The organism is Pseudomonas sp. TH39(2020), assembly GCF_016650715.1.
GTDB lineage: Bacteria > Pseudomonadota > Gammaproteobacteria > Pseudomonadales > Pseudomonadaceae > Aquipseudomonas > Aquipseudomonas mandelii_C.
This window is the reverse complement of sequence record NZ_JAEKFF010000008.1, coordinates 275,046-293,243: the sequence shown is the minus strand read 5'-3', so window position 1 is coordinate 293,243 and position 18,198 is coordinate 275,046. Positions and strand designations below refer to the sequence as shown.

The window sequence follows — 18,198 nt, the reverse complement described above, 5'->3', positions numbered from 1 at the left end:
CCCAGGGCCAAGCCTGATGAATCGGGCGTAAAGGCGAGACTGACTGCCTTTCCAACGCGAGGACACAACGATGGCAAAGAAGAGAGAACACAACACCTACGAACGTCTCGAACAGCAGTACCCGGATTACCTGGCCGCAGTGGAGGCCTTGGGTACGGCGGTGCGTCATACCGGCCCACTGGAAGAAATCGTTGTCCAGCTGATCCAGCTCGGCGCCGCGGCGGCCATCCGTTCTGAGGGCGCGGTGCACAGTCATACCCGACGGGCACTGGAGGCGGGCGCCACGCCAGAGCAGATCCGTCACACGCTGATCTCCCTGACCAGCACGATCGGTTTCCCCACCGTCGTTGCGGCTATCAGTTGGGCGGACGATGTGATTGAGACGTGAACGAGTTCGCTGAAAGACAGGGCACCGGTCGCCTTGACCCTAAGCAACGGGGTGGGCTCCTTTACACTTCGGCAGTCATTTTTCAGCTATTTTCTCTGGCCCAGGGTTTCTCCAACAATCCGCGCGGCATCTCGTGAGGGCGGCAAGCCGAACACCCGTGCGTAATCGCGGCTGAATTGCGTAGCGCTTTCATAACCGACCTCGAACGCTGCATGGGTGACACTTTTGGCATTGGCCACCAGCAGCGTCCGGGCCTGAAGCAAGCGAACCCTTTTTTGATACTGCAACGGACTCAGCGCCGTGACGGCTTTGAAGTGCCTGTGAAAGGCCGACACGCTCATCGCCGCTTGTTGCGCCAGTGTCTCCACACGGATGGGCTTGGCGAAGTCCCGACGAATGTACTGGATGGCCAGGCTGACCCGAGCCATGGCGCTATCGGGTGCCGCAATATCACGCAGCATCCAGCCGTGGGGCCCTTGCAAAACACGGTACAGAATCTCCCGTTCGTAGGCAGGTGCCAGGGCCGCAATGTCCTCCGGTCGGCCCATCAAACGCAGCAACCGCACCCAGGCGTCCATCAGGTCGGGTGTGACAGCGGCTACCGAAAAACCTGCTTCCTTGTCGTAATGCCCGATGGGCTTTGGCAGATCCGCCAGCAGCGTCGCCAGGACCGCCGGGTCGAGTGTCAGGCTGACTGCCAGATAAGGCTCACCGGAAGAGGCAGGGTGTACTTGACCGACCGCAGGCAATTCGATGGACATGACGAAATAGGTCGCCGGGTCATAGTGAAGCGTGCGGTCGCCGATGGTCATTGATTTACTGCCTTGCAGGATCAGGTTGATCATCGGCTCGTAAACCGCGGCCAGCAGGTGCTCAGGGATTTCGCCCTGGACCATGGCGACGCGGGGGATGCCTGTCTCCGTGCGGCGGTTCTCGGCCCGGGCAGCCAGCGCACGAAGTTCATTCAGTTGGTTTGTCATGGGGAACATCTGAACTCAGGCTGATACGCCCAGGCAAGCAAAAAGCAGAAACAGGCAGGATTGGAGCAGGAACGGCTGCGCTCGTGGCAACGGCGATAGTTACTGTGGTGACTCATCACAGTGTTCCTGGAGCAGCGAATGAGCGTTATCGTCATTACCGGAGGCAGCCGAGGCATCGGCGCCAGTACCGCCGAACACTGCGCCCGGCGCGGTATCGGGGTCATCCTGACCTACAAGAGCAATGCTGATTCAGCAAACGCTGTCGTCCAGCGTATCCAGGCATCGGGTGGCAAGGCTGTCGCGCTTGAGCTGGACGTCGCTGATGTGAAGCGGTTCGACAGTTTCAGAGAAACGGTGCAACTGACTTTGCAGGCAACCTGGGGTGTGGCAACCCTCGGCGGGCTGGTGAACAACGCGGGCCATGGCTTGTTCAATCCCCTGGAATCGGTCACCGAGGCGCAGTTTGACGACTTGTTGAACGTCCACCTCAAAGGCCCGTTTTTCCTGACTCAAGCGTTGCTGCCGTTGATGGGAGAGGGCGCCAGCATCGTCAACCTGACCAGCGCCACGACCCGCGTGGCCACTGCGGGTGTCGCGCCTTATGCAGCTTTCAAGGGCGGACTCGACGTGCTGACCCGTTACATGGCCAAGGAGTTCGGCCCTCGGCGTATCCGGGCCAATGCCGTCTCACCGGGGGCTATTCGCACCGAACTGGGCGGCGGATTGAATGACGAATTCGAGGCGCAGCTCGCGTCGCAAACCGCCCTTGGTCGGGTGGGCGAGCCGGAGGATGTCGCTCGCGTTATCGCCATGCTGCTGTCCGAAGAAGGAGGCTGGATCAATGCTCAGACGATCGAAGTCGCGGGCGGGTATTTCATCTGAATCAGCACCTGAAAAGCGAGGCGATCACAATGCTTGATCATATTTTTATCTCGGTAAGCGACGTTGATCGTTCCATCCGTTTCTACACCGCGACTCTGACCCCGCTTGGCATTACCGGCCGGCTTGATTACGACGGCAAGGACGGCCCGCCGGGCCACCCGGATCTCAAGGGCTTCGGTGCCAATGGCCGGGTGTTTTTCTGGTTGCGCGAGGGTGTTGTGGAGGGGCGGGCGGTTCATGTCGGCTTCGTGGCGAACAGCAAGGCCGAGGTCGACGCAGCTTACGCGGCAGCAATGGACAATGGTGCTATCGACAACGGTGCGCCTGGCGCACGTCTGCATTACGACCCGAATTATTACGCCGCCAATGTCCTTGACCCGGACGGTTACAGCCTCGAATTCGTCTACAAAAACTGGCAGCACGCCCAATGAAAAAACTAATGATCTACGGGGCGACAGGCTATACCGGTCGCATGGCAACCGAACATGCCAAAGCACGGGGGCTGGACGTTGTGATCGCTGGCCGCAATGGCGCAAGGCTGGAGTCTCTCGCTGCGCGACTCGACGTGCCTTATCGAGTGTTCATCCCTGATGCCCAGGCCGCTGAATCCCTGGAAGGCATTGGCGTGCTGCTGAATTTCGCAGGGCCTTTCGCGCAGACGGCAGACGCCTTGATGCAGGCCTGTATCAAGGCCGGGGTCGACTATCTGGACATCACGGCCGAGATAAATGTCTATCGGCTGGCGGAACGGCGTGGCGCTCAGGCAGCCGAGGCGGGTGTCATGCTCTTGCCCGGGGTCGGCTGGGACGTGGTGCCGACAGACTGCCTGGCGATGCATGTTGCTCGCCGTGTGCAGAATCCGAAGTCACTAAGCGTTGCGCTACAAGTCGCTGGCGCCATGTCGCGGGGATCGGCCTTAAGTGTCAGCGAGATCGTTGGCGCGGGCCTCTTGGCGCGGGTTGATGGGCTACTGGTTGCAACACCCGATGCGCAGCCCCGGCACTTCGATTTTGGTGACGGCCCGGCACTGTGCGCGCCGCTGTCCTTCGGTGACCTGGTCACCGGCTGGCACTCCACCGGCATTCCCAATATCGCCATGTTTGTGAACATCACCGGCGACGCTTTCCCTGAAGGCGATCTGTCACAACTGCCCGACGGCCCAAGTGCTGAGCAGCGAGAGGCTCATCGCGCCCGTGCTGTGGCTGAAGTCATTGGCGCTGATGGCACACGTGCGCGTTCAGTGATCGAGACCGTCAACGGCTACACCTACACACCGTTGGCAGCTGTGGAGGCTGCGCGCCGGGTGCTGAACGGTGATCGGCGACCAGGCTTTGAAACGCCTGCGCGGGTGTTTGGCGTCGGATTCGCGCAGACGATTGCAGGTTCGACAATCACAGATTTTTAGGGTGCGACAACGCTCTCCGACGTGATGCTGCTGAGTTCAACGGGCAGCATCATTAACATCAGCTCCGTTCAGGGTGAGCTTTGTGTTTGGTCTTTGTTCTGATAATGGTATATCGCGAATAAATAGGGAGCGTACGATGATCACCGCACACGTTTTCATCGCCATAAGCCTGGATGGTTTCATCGCCCGGCAAGATGGCGACATTGAGTGGCTGTTACAGCGCGATGATCCGACCGAGGATCACGGCTACGCAGCCTTTATCGCCGACATCGATATGATCGTGATGGGGCGAGGGAGCTATGAAAAGGTGCTGACCCTCGACACATGGCCCTATGACCGCCCCGTACGGGTGCTTTCTAAACAGCTGGCCGATACACCCGTGCCCGAGGCGCTGCAGGACAGGGTTCAATTCTCCAACCTTTCGCCAAAGGACCTGGTCGAGGAACTGGCGGGGCAGAATGTGCGCCGGATTTATGTCGATGGCGGGCGGCTGGTGCAGTCATTCCTGCGTGAAGGGCTCATTGCCGATATGGTCATCACCACTGTTCCTGTGTTGATCGGGTCGGGAAGGCCGCTGTTCGGTGCGTTGTTAAAGGACATTGATTTGAGACTGGTATCCAGCCGTAGCTTTCCTTCGGGGCTGGTGCAATCCACCTATCGGCTGGCCCCATGACCTGCCCGAGATGAAGACGCGGGCAGGTCAAAGCGAGGCTATTTCCCCGAGCCTTTCTGTTTGATATCTCCGCAAAAAATATCGATGTTGCCACTGTCCGGTGCACTTCGAACGACGATGGAGTACTCACCGGAAAGCAGGACCGGCAGTGCGACAGGAGCGCTTCTAGAGAAAGCCCAGCCGCGTATGGCCTGGCGTTCGGTGGTGACATGATCATTCATTGCGTAGGCGACTGGCCCGGGTTGCTGGCAGCTGCCTTTATTGATGAAGGTGTAGAGGCGCAAGGGCAGAGACGCTCCGCTTGGCGCACCACTGATGAAGAAACTGAACCCGGTTTCTTTGCCCCAGTCGGCCAACGTTACATTGCCGATCTGACCGGTGTTCTGCCGCGTGGCAACCAAAGTAACGCTCTCGCCATGGTTTGATGAAGTGGTGCAGCCAAAAAGGCTTGCGGTGACCATTAGCGCTGCAAGTGAGTTTCTGCGCTTCATTGCCAACCTCCTGCGTTGAATAACTGCAATGGGAGATTAGCGGGTATAGCTCATTAATCGTCTTCCTGGTGTTGCCTGTGCGAAATCCTCCATTCATGCGGAATCCGGCAACAGTGTTTGTCCCGTGGGCTGCTGTTTGAGGGAGAGGTAAACACCTAGCATCGTCTCTACCCAGTGAGCAAACAGAGTCAGTGTCAACTCGCTCACGAGGTTAACTTTTGACGATAGGGTGAATACGATGAAAATCTCAAAACTTGCGATGTTTCTTGCGCTCGGCGTTTTAGGTACACAGGCCTTTGCAGGCGAGAGCCATTCAACTGCCGCGGACAGCAAGACGCCTGTTGAAACGTACACTTACGACACGAAACTGGATATCCAGAAAGTCATTGCGGTGACAGATATTCCTGACCAGTGCGGGCCAGTCCCGGCGCAAATGACGTATGAAGACTCTCACGGTCAACGGCATGTCCTGCAGTATCAAGTCATGGGAACTGGCTGTTCAAATGGTTGAGTCGTGTGTGGAAGATGGAGGGTCGACACTCCATACCTGCAGCGCCGGCACTGTTAAAGTTGTTATCGTTGTCTGCGTAAGCCGACGATTTTTTCATCGGTGGCCAACATGCCTGGAATATGACTTTTAAGAAACTCCACCCATGTCTTTATTTTTGCATCCACGAATTTTCGTGATGGGTATATTGCAAATAAATTGAATTCTTCAAAATGATACTCGGGCAATACGCGCACCAACGTGCCGGCCCTGAGGCCGTCGACTGCAGAAGCAATAGGCTGAATACCGATGCCCATCCCATTCGTTATGGCGACGGTCATGGCATCGGCGGTGTTGACGTGAAAGGGAGACAGTGGAATGTTGACGGTCTCCACGCCTTCGGGCCCCTCAAATACCCAGTTTCCTGCCGGCATTATCGTATTAACAATTCTCAAACAATCATGTGAGCCAAGAGCCCCTGGAGAATCGGGGTGTCCGCGTTTCTTCAGGTACGCTGGCGAAGCGCAGAGAATGCTGTAAGTGATGCCGAGCCGCTGCGCTACAAATCCAGAATCGGGCAAGTCCCGGGCTAAAACAATCGACATGTCATAGCCTTCCTCCAGCAAGTCAGGTAGCCGATTAGTCAGTGTCAAATCAAACATGACCGAGGGATGAGTCTCTCTATATTTGGCAATGGCATCGATCACGTAATGATTACCAATGGCTCCCATCGCGTGAATCTTGAGCCTGCCAACGGGCATGATGTGAGCGGTACCCGCTTCCTCCTCCGCTTCACGGACCTCGTCCAGAATATTTTCGCATCGCTGCAAATAGCGCAGACCTGCTTCGGTCAATGCCAGACGTCGGGTCGTCCGGTTAATCAGGCGTGTTTGAAGCCTGGCCTCCAGGCTGGAGACCGCTTTGGAAACGTTCGTTGTGGTGGTGTCCAACACGCCAGCCGCTGCCGTAAAGCTGCCACTCTGAGCGACCGCCACAAAAAAACGCATGGTTTGGAAAACGTCCATCGTTTCCACCTCAAGGGGTATGGATAAAGAGGGCGGCCCTGCAAACAGACCGCCCTGGTGGTTAATTCCGATCAGTTAAGCCAAAACGCGATCCGTAGCAGCTGGCGAAGCCTGCGTTCGGCTGCGCAGCAGTCGTAAAACCTGAGTTTGCGGTCTTCCTGAAACACCGCATCGTCTGATTTCACGACTGCTGCGCAGCCGAACGCAGGCTTCGCCAGCTGCTACGGATTTTGTCGTTCCTTAACTGATTGGCATTAGCCCTCGTGGTGTATTACTTTTTCCGTGGAATAAATCCAGGTACACCGGTTTCCACGACTGAGTTGAAGCGAATCCTGGTCGTAATATCGTCCTGAATTTCACGCATGGCCCTGTGCGGCAGGGTAGAAATATCAATGTTTTCCCGAATGTGGCTCGGCGTCGCAGACGTGGTCAGGAAAGCGACGCCCCGCTGGACAGACCAGGCCAGTGCCACTTGCGCCGGAGTCTTCTGTATACGCTTGGCGATCCCTGTAATCACAGAGTCTTCCAGTACGTTCGGCTCCATGCCGTGGCCGAGTGGCGCAAACGCAAGAACAATAATTCCATGTTGCTGACAAAACTCAAGCAGGTCCCATTCAGGCAGATAAGGGTGGGACTCGACCTGCACGACGGCGGGTTTTATCCGGGCCACGGCCACAATCTCTTGTAAACGCTCCAACGTGATATCAGACAAGCCGATGGACTTACAGCGGCCTTCATCCACCAGGCGCTCCATCGCGCGCCAAGTCTCTATTAACTTCACGCCTGAATCGTAGATGACTCGACCGTGTATGTCTCTTGGGTCCTGATCATCACCGGGTTTAAAGGCAAAGGGCGTATGGATCAGATAGCAATCGATGTAATCGACTTGAAGTCGTCGGCAACTGGCCTCAAACGCAGGTTCGACCCGCTCGGGGCGATGGTTGGTGTTCCACAGTTTCGTGGTAATGAACACGTCGTCGCGCTGGACCTTACCCGCCTCAATAACTTCCTTCAGGGCAATGCCGACTTGTTCTTCATTGCGATAACGTTCTGCACAATCAAAGTGGCGAAATCCTGCTTCCAGCGCAGCCTTGACCGCTTGCGTTGTGACGCTGAGATCCTTGAACAACGTGCCAAAGCCAACGGCCGGCATCTCACCCGACCCGTGTATCAGAGGGAATCGGGTATCGCGAAGTGCATCGTGAAAGGATTCGTAAGGCATATCTTTTACTCCAATGTCTGGGGCTACTGATAGGAAGGTTTCTGGTCTTCGCGACTGGCCAGTCGTTGCTCAAACACACCGACGGAATTACCGCCGAGTGCCACGTACAACCGCACCGTGTCGAGGTACTGCGCGGTCTTCACTCTGACTTGACCCAGCAACGCTTGCTCATAAGCACGTTCCGCCTCCAGCACCTGGAGAATGCTGTTCTCGCCTTGCGCGTAAGCTTGTTGGTTCAACCGAAAGCTCGTTTCCGCCGCTCGTAACGCATCCTCCTGCGCCAGGTTTTCCTCGGCGTCATGATTGATCGCCTGCAAGGTGTCTGCGACCTGACCGAACGAACTAATGACCGTTTGCTGGTAGCCGGCGAGGGTTGCCTTGTAGCCATCGACGGCGGCCTGACGTTCAGCTTTCAGCGTTCCGCCATTGAAGATGGGCGCTGTGAGCCCGGCAGCGAAGCCCCAGAGGGCGGCGCCGCCGTTGCCTGAAGCCGCCTGTGCAAGCGACGCGGACAGTTCGACATGCGGATAGAGGTTGGCTGTCGCCACGCCAACCGCGGCGCTGGCCATGTGCAGTTCTGCCTCTGCTTGCCGTACGTCCGGCCGGTCGTGGGCCATTTCAGAGGGCAGACTGACGGGCACGTTTGCCGGCAAGGCAAACTCGGCGAGCGTGAAGTCAGGTGCGATCCAGTCAGCCGGGCCTTTGCCCGTCAGAATCGACAGTGCGTGGCGTGCCGAGTCGCGCTGCTGGGCGAGGGGCGGCAACAGCGTGCGGTCCTGAGCGAGCCGCGTCTCGGCCAGTGAAACATCAATCTGCGTGGTGCTGCCATTGGCGTGCGCCATGCGCACCAGTTCGAGGTTCTTGGCGTCATTGGCGAGCAGCTTCTCGACGGCGGCCATCTGCGCGTTGGCCGAGGCCAGCAACAACGCCTGGCTCGCGACATCGCCCGTCAGGGTCAGGTACGCCGCTTCGTAGCGATGCTTCTGCAGATCGGTAAACGCTTGCTGTTGTTCGACCTGCCGCTTGTTACCGCCGAAAACGTCAAGGTCGAAGCCAACCCGTGGCCCGATTGCATAGAAGTTTGAGATGGAAGGTTCTTTCGCGTTGTGCACCCGTTGGCGGCCAGCCTGGGCGCCAAAGTCGACCTGCGGATACAGCGCTCCTTCCGCCGCAGCGACGAAGGAAGCCGCTTGCCGGATCGTCGCATCTGCCGCTACGAGCTCAAGATTGCCGTCAATGGCGCGACGCACAAGCTTGTCGAGCTTCGGCGAACGAAACGCAGACCACCAGTCACCATTGGCCTTCTTGCCCAGGTCAATGTGCTGTTCACCGGGCGTGTTGCCGCCTTGGCCGAGACGCTGCTCGGCCTGTTGATCGTAGTGCTGCGACAGGCTCGGTGGCTGCATTTGATAGTCAGGGCCGACGGTACAGGCGGTCAGGAATGCAAGCGCCGACATTGCACCGAACGTGGTTTTGAACATCTGTCTATTGATGAAGAGCGCATGGGATTTCATTTGGCAAACTCCACGAAAACTAGTTGGTCGCAACGGGCTTACGAAGAAAGATAACCAGTGGGCTGACCACCAGCATCGCGAACATCAAAATCTTGAACTGGTCGATCACCGCGATAAAAGCTGCCTGGCCGGTGATCATTTCGTTGAGCCCCGCCAGTGCTTGCAGGGACGTCGGCGCGGAATGCGCAGCGGCGCGATACGGTGTCAGGTTGCTGCCCAGCGCCATGTGCATCGCTTGCGTATTGTTGAAGAAGAACAGCTGCACAATCGCAACGCCCAGGGTGCTGCCGTACACCCGTGACAGGTTGAACAGACCGGTGCCTTCCGGGCGTAACGTCGGGTCGAGCGTGCTGAACGCGACCTTGGTCAGCGACGGCATCAGCATGCCGATGCCAATCCCCTGGATCGCACCCGCCACAGCCACGGGCGACCAGTCCATCAACGGCGAATAGCCGAGCATCAGCCAGTTGGCATAAATCACCACGGCGACGCCTGCCGCCACGAACAGCCGACGGTCGAAACGCTCGGGAACACGGCTCATCAACAGGAACGCACCGACCAGCCCGATCCCGCGCGGAATCGTCAGGGAACCCGTGGTGTCAGGCGGGTAGCCGAGAATCTCGTCGAGCATCGGCGAGGTCAGCGCCATGGTCGACAACAGCACAAAACCCACAGCGAAAAAGATGACCGTCGAGAGCACGAAGTTGCGGTCGTTGAACAAACGCTTGTTGAGGAAATGGACCTTCGCGGTCAGCACATGCACAGCGAACAGGTAGAGCCCCAGTGCACAGCCCATTGCTTCCAGCCAGATCTCGGTCGAGGAAAACCAGTCCAGGCGCTCACCGCGGTCAAGCATCATTTGCAGGCTGATCAAACCCAGCGTGAAGCTGCCGAAACCAAAGAAGTCGAACGACGGACGTTTCTCGGCCTTTTTCTCGGCCAGCAAAAGCGCCATCACCAGGAAGATAAACGCCGACAGCGGAAGGCTGATGTAGAAGATCGGGCGCCATCCGAAATGTTCGCCGAGCCAACCGCCGATGCTCGGGCCGCTGACAATGCCGAGCAGCACGATGGCCGTCCACGTTGCGCCAAATTTCGCACGCTTCTCGAGTGGCAATGTCTCCAGCGAAATCGCCATCGACAGCGGTGCCAGCACGCCACTCGCCAGGCCTTGAACAATGCGCGCGCCAATGAATTCCAGCGGCGTCGTTGCCTGCGTCGCGAGCATCAAGCCAAGGACGAAGAAGGCCAACGCGGCTTGATAAACCCGCTTCAAGCCATAGCGCCCGGCGAGCCATTGCGCAATCGGCATAGTGATGGCGCTCGCCGCGAGGTACGAGGTGAATATCCAGCCAGCCTGGTCGTCGGTCATCGACAGACTGCCCTGAATCAACCTGAGTACCGCATTAGGAAGCGGCAGGCTCGCCGACTGCATATAGGTGGCGAGCAACGCGGCGAACCTTAATGTTCCCGCACCTTGAGGTCCGGCATGATTGGCGTTCATCACAAGTTACCTGCGGTCAACAGCGCCTTGAGCGGATGCCACCAAGGCGTGCGATACCCGGTATCAACCTTGACCGTGGCGCTGGTGCCCGAGAAAAGGGGCAGGGCAGGGTTCACCTCGTCGAGTTCGAGTCGGACCGGTACCCGCTGGACAACCTTGACCCAGTTGCCGGTCGCATTTTCCGGCGGCAGCAGGGCGAAGTCCGACCCGGCACCGGGGCTCATGCTGGTCACGTGGGCCTTGAAGATGTGATCAGGATAGGTATCGATACTGATGGTCGCTTCCTGGCCTGGACGCATGTGGGTCACGTCGGTTTCGCGAAAGTTGGCCTCTACCCAGATCTCGCGATCGGACAGCAGCGCAAAGGCTGGCGCGCCGTTGCTCACATAGTTGCCCACCTGCAAATCGTCGACCTTGGCCACAATGCCATCGTCCGGCGCATACACCGTTGCGTACGAGAGATACAGCTGCGCCTCGTCGAGCTGAGCCTTGGCCTCGCGAACCGACGGGTGGCTATCGGATTCGATATTTGGATTGCCGTTCAAGGCAACGACCGTACTGGCGATCTGTTGTTCGACCGATGCGATTCGTTGCCGGGCAACTTTAACGTCAGTGTCGGCGCGCTCGTAAATCGAGCGCGAGACAAACTCTGTAGCGACCAGCGCCTTCTTGCGGGCAAAATCCCGCTGGTCGAAATCGGCCGACTCTTTAGCCGATTGCAGTTCAGCCTGTTGCTGGCGGTAGCTGGCCTTGAGGCCATCGATGCGCAGCCGCGCGACGCTCAGCTGTGCTTGTGCACGGTCAACCGCGATCTGCAGCGGTTTCGGGTCGATCCGAAACAGAATCTGGCCCTTGTGAACAGGCTGGTTGTCCTCGACTGCGATCTCGACAACTTGCCCGGAAATGCGCGCGTTGATCGATGCCTTCGCCACTCGGGCGTAAGCGTTATCGGTCGAAACAAAGGGCTCGCCCGCCACATAGTGGGCGTACCCAACCGCAGCGAAAAGGAGAGGTAAACCCACCATCAGGAATGGCCGTAATTTCTCTTTAAACGGCTTCTTGATGGGCGAGTCAGACGGGTTCGGCCCTGGGCGATCGAAGGTCTGTGTAGCTGGGATGTCAAACTGTTTAGTCATGATCGGATACACCTATAACCGGGAAATAGGGCTAACACCCAAAAAAACAGCCATACCGTGCGCGGTCAGGAGGATCGCTCCACCGCATCAATTTCGTCGCCGCAATACCCAGTTCGAGCTCCGCTACAACAAACCTGCAAACCAAGGAATTTCTGGTTCCTTAATTTTGTGCGATGGTGTAAGAATATCCCCGAGCCCACCTTCATTCAAGGATTTTGTACGATATGGCACAAAAAAAGATTACAGAGGCGAAAGGCCGCGGCCGCCCTCGTGCGTATGACCCGCAAACAGCGCTGCTGCAGGCGCTTGATGTTTTCTGGAGTACCGGATATTCCGGCGCTTCTCTCGATAGCATCGCCACGGCGGCCGGCATGAATCGACCAAGCCTCTATGCGGCATTCGGTGACAAGCACGCGCTCTATATCAAGGCGCTGGAGCAGTATTGGGAGTTTGCCGCTGCGGCCATGCAGGAGGCGCTGACGGACAACGAACTGACCTTGAGCCAGGCGTTGATGCGGTTTTATGAAGGGCAGTTGTCGATCTACTTCTCGGGTGACGGCCAGCCGCGTGGTTGCTTTGCGATCGGTACGGCGACGACCGAAGCCGTCGAGGATGCTGAAATTCGAGACGTGCTGTCGGACCGGCTCAGCAGGCTCGATGCCGATCTCGAAACGCGTCTGCGAGCGGCCATCAATTCCGGCGAGTTGAAAAGCGATGCCGACCCGGCCGCCCTTGCCGTACTTGCATCATCCCTGCTGCATAGCATTTCCGTACGTGCGCGAGCGGGTAAATCCCGCGCTGAATTGACCGAGCTTGCACGCAGTGCGGTCAACGTGATTTGCGGTGGGTGAGGTTTACGGTGACTGAAGGACTCGACGATATTCTTGCCGAACAGCTAGCCGTGATTTTTTGTGGCATCAACCCAGGCGTGACTGCCGCTGCCCAAGGCCATCATTTTGCGGGCAGGGGCAATCGCTTCTGGCGCACGCTGCATCTCGCCGGGTTTACGCCTGAGGAGGTGCGCCCGGAAAACGATCGGACGATCTTGCAGTATCAGTGTGGATTAACGGCCGTGGTGGAACGGCCGACGGCGCGAGCGGATCAGCTGTCTGCCCATGAATTCATCGCTGCCGCTGCGGACTTTGAACAAAAGATCACACGCTATGCGCCGCGCTTTGTGGCGTTCCTCGGTAAAGCGGCGTATTGCGCGCTATCCGGCCAACGAGATATTGCGTGGGGCCTTCAGTCGAAGACCTTCGGCAATGCTTTGGTATGGATCTTGCCCAATCCTAGCGGGCGAAATCGCGCGTTCACCCTTGATCAACTGGTGGGCGCGTACCGCCAACTCTATTTGGCAACAGGCGAGCAACCTCACCCTTAAGCCAGGTACCGCCGAAACCACCCCAACGTCCGGTCCCAGGCCAGCTTGGCCGCGGCCTCGTCGTATCGAGGCGTGGAGTCGTTATGGAAACCGTGGTTGGCGCCGGGATAGATGTACGCCTCATAGGTCTTGCCCGCAGCTTTCAGTGCCTTCTCATAGGCGGGCCAGCCTTCGTTGATGCGGGTATCCAATTCGCCGTAGTGAAGCATCACCGGCGCCTTGATTCGGGCGACATCCTTGGACTCTGGCTGGCGGCCATAAAAGGACACGGCGGCCCCCAGTTCCGGATAAGCCACGGCCGCCGCATTGACGACGCCACCGCCGTAGCAGAACCCGGTGATGCCAACTTTTCCGCTGGTCGCGTCATGCTTCATCAGCCACTCGATGGCGGCGAAAAAGTCATTCATGAGCTTTTCCGGGTCGACGGTCGCCTGCAGCTCCCTGCCTTTGTCATCGTTGCCGGGATAGCCGCCCACCGACGTCAGGCCATCGGGGGCGAGAGCGATGAAGCCTGCCTTGGCCACACGCCGCGCGACATCTTCGATGTAAGGGTTGAGCCCGCGATTTTCATGCACGACCACCACCGCCGGCACCTTGCCGGTGGCTTTCGCCGGGCGCACCAGATAGCCACGGACTTGCCCATTGCCCTTGGGGGAGGGATAGGTGATGTATTCGGCAACAATGTCCGGGTCAGTAAATTCAACCTGCTCGGCGAGCGCATAATTCGGACTCAGTGCGGCGAGGAGCGCGCTGGCGGTCAAACCACCCAAGGTGAACAACGCCGCCCGATCCAGAAACTCTCGCCGGTTGATCTTGCCGTGGGCGTAGTAGTCGTACAGTTCGAGCAGTTCCGGAGCAAAGTCTTTCGCAGTGAGACGGGTCATCTGTGCGCTTCCTCTTGAGCGGGTCGATTGCTTTGTTGGTTGGACAGGGTGGGCGATACCTGTCGAGCGTAGCCGTTCACAAAAAAAGAGGCCGGAGCCTAATGCTGGTCAGTTAAGCAATTTCAGCCGCGACACTCTTGTAGCAGCTGCCGAGCCCGCGAGGCTGCGTTCGGCTGCGAAGCAGTCGTAATATCAGTAATTGCGGTACGTCAGGCATACCGCGTCAGCCGGATTCACGACTGCTACGCAGCCGAACGCAGCCTCGCGGGCTCGGCAGCTGCTACAGATCGCGTTACGGCTTAACTGACTGGCATTAGGCTCCGGCCTCTTCTTTTGTTCCCTCGGTTTACGCCCTCGACTGCTTATACACGCGCCGGAATTTATGCAGCAGCGGTTCGGTGTAACCATTGGGTTGTGTGCATCCCTCGAACACCAGTGCGCAGGCCGCTTGAAATGCAACCGACTGCTCGAAGTCCGGCGCCATTGGCGTGTAGATCGGATCACCGGCGTTCTGCTGATCAACGACCCGCGCCATGCGCTGCAAAATCTCGACGGTCTGGTCCTGGGTGATCACCCCGTGTCGCAGCCAGTTGGCCATGTGTTGGCTGGATATGCGCAAGGTCGCGCGATCCTCCATCAACCCTACGTTATGGATGTCGGGCACCTTCGAGCAGCCAATGCCTTGCTCGACCCAACGCACCACATACCCCAGCAAACCTTGCGCGTTGTTCTCGACTTCCTGCCGAATCTCATCGGCCGACCAGGACGGGGCGGTGACGACCGGCACGCTGAGCAAACCGTCCAGAAGTGCCGGGCTGGCGCCGCCGAAGTCCGTTGTTTCAAGGGACGCCTGCACCGAGCGCACGTTGACCTGATGGTAATGCAGCGCGTGCAAGGTGGCGGCGGTCGGCGAGGGCACCCATGCCGTGTTCGCGCCCGCTTTGGGGTGGGCGACTTTTTGTTTGAGCATATCGGCCATCCGGTCCGGCATGGCCCACATGCCTTTGCCGATCTGCGCTCGCCCACGCAATCCACAGTCCAGACCGACGAGTACGTTGTTGCGCTCATAGGCCTCGATCCACGGGGTGTTTTTCATGTCGCCCTTGCGCAGCATCGCGCCCGCTTCCATGGCGGTGTGCATCTCGTCACCGGTGCGATCCAGGAAACCGGTGTTAATGAATGCGACCCGTGAGGAAGCTACGGCGATGCAGGCTTTGAGGTTGACGCTGGTGCGCCGTTCCTCGTCCATGATGCCCATTTTCAACGTATGACGTTCGAGTTGGAGCAGGTCTTCGATGCGGCTGAACAACTGCTCGGCGAAGGCCACTTCGGCGGGGCCGTGCATTTTCGGTTTGACGATGTAGACGCTACCGGTGCGGGAATTGCCGCGGCGTTGCAGGTCATGCAGGGCAATCAGGCTGGTGATGACGCCGTCGAGAATGCCTTCCGGGATTTCCAGTCCGCCGTTGTCGAGAATCGCCGGGCTGGTCATCAGGTGTCCGACGTTGCGGATGAACAGCAACGAACGCCCGTGCAGCGACAGTGAGTTGCCATCGGCTGCGGTGTACTCGCGGTCCGGGTTCAGCTGTCGTGTGATGGTTTTACCGTTTTTCTCCAGGTCCTCTTTCAGGTCGCCCTTCATCAAGCCCAGCCAGTTGCGGTACACCTGCACCTTGTCATCGGCGTCGACGGCCGCGACCGAGTCCTCACAATCAATGATGGTCGAGAGGGCTGCTTCAATCAGCAGGTCCTTGACCCCAGCGGCGTCGGCCTGACCGATAACGCTCTGCCGATCGATCTGAATCTCGACGTGCAGATCGTTGTTTTTCAGCAGAATGGCCGTGGGATCAGCGGGCGAACCCTGGTAGCCGATGTACTGCGCGGCGTTCGATAAACCGGTTTGGCTGCCGTCATTCAACGTGGCTTGCAGTGTGCCGTTGTCGATCCGGTAGCGCGCCACCTCGGCATGGAAACCGCTGCTCAAAGGGAACGCCTGATCCAGGAAACCACGGGCAAACGCGATGACTTTCGCCCCGCGCACCGGGTTGTATGTCCGGCCCGGTTCGGCGCCGCCGTCATTGGAAATCACATCGGTGCCGTACAGTGCGTCGTACAGCGATCCCCAGCGCGCATTCGCGGCATTCAGCGCATAACGCGCATTGACGGCCGGGACGACCAGTTGCGGTCCGGCCTGGACACTGATTTCCGTATCGACGTTGGCGGTGCTGACCTTGACGTCTGCGGGTTGCGGTTGCAGGTAACCAATACCGCTCAGGAAGTTGCGATAGGCCGGCATGTCCGTCACCGGACCCGGATGGGCGCGGTGCCAGGTGTCCAGTTCGGTTTGCAGGCGATCCCGTTCGGCCAGCAGCGCGCGGTTAATCGGCGCCAGTTCATGCACCAGTGCGGCGAAACCACCCCAGAACGCTTGAGGGGCCAGGCCGGTTCCCGGCAGCACGTCCAGATCAACGAAACGTTGCAAGACAGGCGCGACCTTGAGGCCTTGGCAGTTCACGAATTCGGTCACTTTTTGCATCTCCATCACACAGTGTTATCGAGCGCTGAACGGCGCCCGGCTCAATTCAGTTCAGGCATTGCGCCCCGGCCTTGGCCACCTGCGCGTCCTGCTCGGCTTTGACACCGGACACCCCGACCGCGCCGATCACCTGACCGTCGACGATGATCGGCACGCCGCCTTCAAGGGACGTCAGCAAGGGCGCCGACAAAAAGGCATGGCGGCCGCCGTTAACCATTTCTTCATAGCCTTTCGACTCACGCCGACCCAGGGCCGAGGTGCGGGCCTTTTCGGTGGCGATGTAGGCGCCAATCGGAGCGCAACCGTCTAGGCGTTCGAGGGCCAGAGGATGGCCGCCGTCATCGACAATCACGATGGTCACGGCCCATTGGTTGTTCTGTGCTTCGGTGCGTGCAGCCGCGAGGATTTGGCTGACTTCGGTCTGGCTCAGTACGGCTTTGCTTTTCATGGGGGGATTCTCCGGGGGTCGGTTAAGGCAACGCGGCTTCGACCAATTCGATCCAGTGCCTGACAGGGGTTCGGCCCGCACCGTCGAGGTGGGACTGACAGCCGATATTGGCCGTGACAATGACTTCGGGATGTCCGCTTTCCAGCGCATTGAGCTTGTTGTCGCGCAGTTGCCGGGACAGTTCGGGTTGGGTCAGCGAATAGGTGCCCGCCGAGCCGCAGCACAGGTGACTGTCGGCAACCGGCGTGAGGTTGAAGCCCAGACTGGTCAGAATCGCTTCAACCGCGCCGCCCAGTTTCTGCGCGTGCTGCAAGGTGCAGGGGCAATGGAAGGCCAGGCGCTGGTCGCTGTGGATACCGAGTTTTTCCATCGGCTCATCGCGCAACACCTCGACCAGATCCTTGGCCAGTGCACTGACCTTTTTCGCCTTCTCGGCATAGGCCGGGTCGGTGCTGAGCAGGTGACCATAGTCCTTGATGAAGGCACCGCAACCGCTGGCGGTTTGCACGATGGCTTCGGCACCGTTTTCAATGCTTGGCCACCACGCATCGATATTGCGGCGGGCGCGATCCAGGCCAGCCGCCTGAGCGTCGAGGTGATAATCCACGGCGCCGCAGCAACCGGCTTCGCGAGCTGCCGTCACGCTGATCCCCAGTCGATCCAGTACCCGCGCGGCGGCCGCGTTGGTATTGGGTGACAGGCTCGGTTGCACGCAGCCTTCGAGCATCAGCACCTGCCGGGCGTGGCGAGTGACCGGGCGCGGCTTGGCCGGATAGATGCGGCGAGGCAACTTTATCTGCAAGGTGTTGGGCAACAACGCCCGGAACACCTGGCCGCTGCTGACCAGCCCTTTGAACAGCGCCGGATTGGGTACAACGCTGCGCAGTCCTTCGCGCAACAAGCGCTGACCGAGTGGGCGCGGCACCGCCGCATCGACCACCGCCCGGCCGATGTCCAGCAAGTTGTGGTAGTCGACGCCGGAAGGGCAGGTGGTTTCGCAGTTACGACACGACAGGCAGCGATCCAGGTGCTGTTGGGTCTTTTGCGTGACTTCGTTGCCCTCCAGCACCTGCTTGATCAGGTAAATACGGCCCCGCGGTCCATCCAGTTCATCGCCCAGCAATTGATAGGTCGGGCAGGTGGCATTGCAGAAACCGCAGTGCACGCAGGTACGCAGGATGCTTTCGGCTTCTTCGGCGCGGGGCAGTTGGCGGGCGTGTTCGCTTAAGGTGGTCTGCATGG

General features: G+C 58.9%; 19 protein-coding genes. 8 read left to right on the top strand and 11 right to left on the bottom strand.

Annotated elements, in window-relative coordinates; translation table 11 throughout:
• Nucleotides 1-70 precede the first annotated feature (70 nt).
• Nucleotides 71-388, top strand: a complete 318-nt coding sequence (locus JFU47_RS29635; RefSeq protein WP_123368894.1) for a carboxymuconolactone decarboxylase family protein — start codon at nucleotides 71-73, stop codon at nucleotides 386-388.
• An 86-nt stretch (nucleotides 389-474) separates the two neighbouring features.
• Here the strand turns inward: JFU47_RS29635 and JFU47_RS29630 are convergent, their stop codons facing one another.
• Entirely contained in the window at nucleotides 475-1,368 is an 894-nt protein-coding gene (locus JFU47_RS29630) for an AraC family transcriptional regulator (protein ID WP_201187728.1), read from the bottom strand.
• A 138-nt stretch (nucleotides 1,369-1,506) separates the two neighbouring features.
• Between JFU47_RS29630 and JFU47_RS29625 the strand changes: the two genes are divergently transcribed.
• The 4 genes from JFU47_RS29625 (at nucleotide 1,507) to JFU47_RS29610 (ending at nucleotide 4,328) form a co-directional block, all read left to right on the top strand.
• Nucleotides 1,507-2,250, top strand: a complete 744-nt coding sequence (locus tag JFU47_RS29625; protein WP_201187727.1) for an SDR family NAD(P)-dependent oxidoreductase — start codon at nucleotides 1,507-1,509, stop codon at nucleotides 2,248-2,250.
• A gap of 29 nt (nucleotides 2,251-2,279) precedes the next feature.
• The gene (locus tag JFU47_RS29620) at nucleotides 2,280-2,681 is read left to right on the top strand and encodes a VOC family protein (protein WP_201187725.1); all 402 of its coding nucleotides are present in this window, start codon (nucleotides 2,280-2,282) and stop codon (nucleotides 2,679-2,681) included.
• Complete coding sequence (locus JFU47_RS29615) at nucleotides 2,678-3,655, top strand: saccharopine dehydrogenase family protein (RefSeq protein WP_201187723.1); 978 nt, start codon at nucleotides 2,678-2,680, stop codon at nucleotides 3,653-3,655. Before JFU47_RS29620 ends, JFU47_RS29615 begins: the two co-directional genes overlap by 4 nt.
• A gap of 136 nt (nucleotides 3,656-3,791) precedes the next feature.
• Nucleotides 3,792-4,328: a dihydrofolate reductase family protein gene (locus tag JFU47_RS29610; protein ID WP_201187720.1), complete on the top strand. Its 537-nt coding sequence runs from the start codon at nucleotides 3,792-3,794 to the stop codon at nucleotides 4,326-4,328.
• A 38-nt stretch (nucleotides 4,329-4,366) separates the two neighbouring features.
• Here the strand turns inward: JFU47_RS29610 and JFU47_RS29605 are convergent, their stop codons facing one another.
• On the bottom strand, nucleotides 4,367-4,819 hold the full coding sequence (locus JFU47_RS29605) for a hypothetical protein (RefSeq protein ID WP_201187718.1): 453 nt from the start codon (nucleotides 4,817-4,819) through the stop codon (nucleotides 4,367-4,369).
• Nucleotides 4,820-5,057: 238 nt separating this feature from the next.
• On the opposite strand from JFU47_RS29605, the gene JFU47_RS29600 reads away from it, so the two are divergent.
• Nucleotides 5,058-5,330 carry a DUF2790 domain-containing protein gene (locus tag JFU47_RS29600; protein ID WP_140681369.1) on the top strand — a complete coding sequence of 91 codons (273 nt, stop codon included), beginning with the start codon at nucleotides 5,058-5,060 and terminating at the stop codon, nucleotides 5,328-5,330.
• Nucleotides 5,331-5,392: 62 nt separating this feature from the next.
• Here the strand turns inward: JFU47_RS29600 and JFU47_RS29595 are convergent, their stop codons facing one another.
• From JFU47_RS29595 to JFU47_RS29575, 5 genes are all read right to left on the bottom strand, one after another.
• Nucleotides 5,393-6,331, bottom strand: coding sequence for a LysR family transcriptional regulator (locus JFU47_RS29595; protein WP_201187716.1), 939 nt, complete (start codon nucleotides 6,329-6,331; stop codon nucleotides 5,393-5,395).
• A gap of 271 nt (nucleotides 6,332-6,602) precedes the next feature.
• Nucleotides 6,603-7,553: an aldo/keto reductase gene (locus JFU47_RS29590; RefSeq protein WP_201187714.1), complete on the bottom strand. Its 951-nt coding sequence runs from the start codon at nucleotides 7,551-7,553 to the stop codon at nucleotides 6,603-6,605.
• A gap of 23 nt (nucleotides 7,554-7,576) precedes the next feature.
• Nucleotides 7,577-9,067, bottom strand: a complete 1,491-nt coding sequence (locus JFU47_RS29585) for an efflux transporter outer membrane subunit (RefSeq protein WP_201187713.1) — start codon at nucleotides 9,065-9,067, stop codon at nucleotides 7,577-7,579.
• A 19-nt stretch (nucleotides 9,068-9,086) separates the two neighbouring features.
• The gene (locus JFU47_RS29580; protein ID WP_201187712.1) at nucleotides 9,087-10,571 is read right to left on the bottom strand and encodes a DHA2 family efflux MFS transporter permease subunit; all 1,485 of its coding nucleotides are present in this window, start codon (nucleotides 10,569-10,571) and stop codon (nucleotides 9,087-9,089) included.
• Nucleotides 10,571-11,707, bottom strand: a complete 1,137-nt coding sequence (locus JFU47_RS29575) for an HlyD family secretion protein (RefSeq protein ID WP_201188523.1) — start codon at nucleotides 11,705-11,707, stop codon at nucleotides 10,571-10,573. The genes JFU47_RS29580 and JFU47_RS29575 overlap by 1 nt, the downstream gene beginning before the upstream one ends.
• Nucleotides 11,708-11,931: 224 nt before the next feature.
• Here JFU47_RS29575 and JFU47_RS29570 point away from each other — a divergent pair, with 224 nt between their 5' ends.
• Nucleotides 11,932-12,558, top strand: a complete 627-nt coding sequence (locus tag JFU47_RS29570; protein WP_201187711.1) for a TetR/AcrR family transcriptional regulator — start codon at nucleotides 11,932-11,934, stop codon at nucleotides 12,556-12,558.
• An 8-nt stretch (nucleotides 12,559-12,566) separates the two neighbouring features.
• Nucleotides 12,567-13,088 carry a G/U mismatch-specific DNA glycosylase gene (mug, locus tag JFU47_RS29565; protein WP_201187710.1) on the top strand — a complete coding sequence of 174 codons (522 nt, stop codon included), beginning with the start codon at nucleotides 12,567-12,569 and terminating at the stop codon, nucleotides 13,086-13,088.
• Here the strand turns inward: mug and yghX are convergent.
• The 4 genes from yghX to glcF all read right to left on the bottom strand — a co-directional run bounded on the left by yghX (nucleotide 13,085) and on the right by glcF (nucleotide 18,196).
• On the bottom strand, nucleotides 13,085-13,972 hold the full coding sequence (gene yghX, locus JFU47_RS29560) for a YghX family hydrolase (protein ID WP_201187709.1): 888 nt from the start codon (nucleotides 13,970-13,972) through the stop codon (nucleotides 13,085-13,087). The genes mug and yghX overlap by 4 nt on opposite strands.
• Nucleotides 13,973-14,318: 346 nt before the next feature.
• On the bottom strand, nucleotides 14,319-16,499 hold the full coding sequence (locus JFU47_RS29555) for a malate synthase G (RefSeq protein WP_201187707.1): 2,181 nt from the start codon (nucleotides 16,497-16,499) through the stop codon (nucleotides 14,319-14,321).
• A 55-nt stretch (nucleotides 16,500-16,554) separates the two neighbouring features.
• Nucleotides 16,555-16,956: a heme-binding protein gene (locus JFU47_RS29550; RefSeq protein WP_008157093.1), complete on the bottom strand. Its 402-nt coding sequence runs from the start codon at nucleotides 16,954-16,956 to the stop codon at nucleotides 16,555-16,557.
• 22 nt (nucleotides 16,957-16,978) lie between these two features.
• Nucleotides 16,979-18,196 (bottom strand): glycolate oxidase subunit GlcF, encoded by a 1,218-nt coding sequence (glcF, locus tag JFU47_RS29545; RefSeq protein WP_201187705.1) that lies wholly within the window; start codon nucleotides 18,194-18,196, stop codon nucleotides 16,979-16,981.
• Between the last annotated feature and the right edge of the window lie 2 nt (nucleotides 18,197-18,198).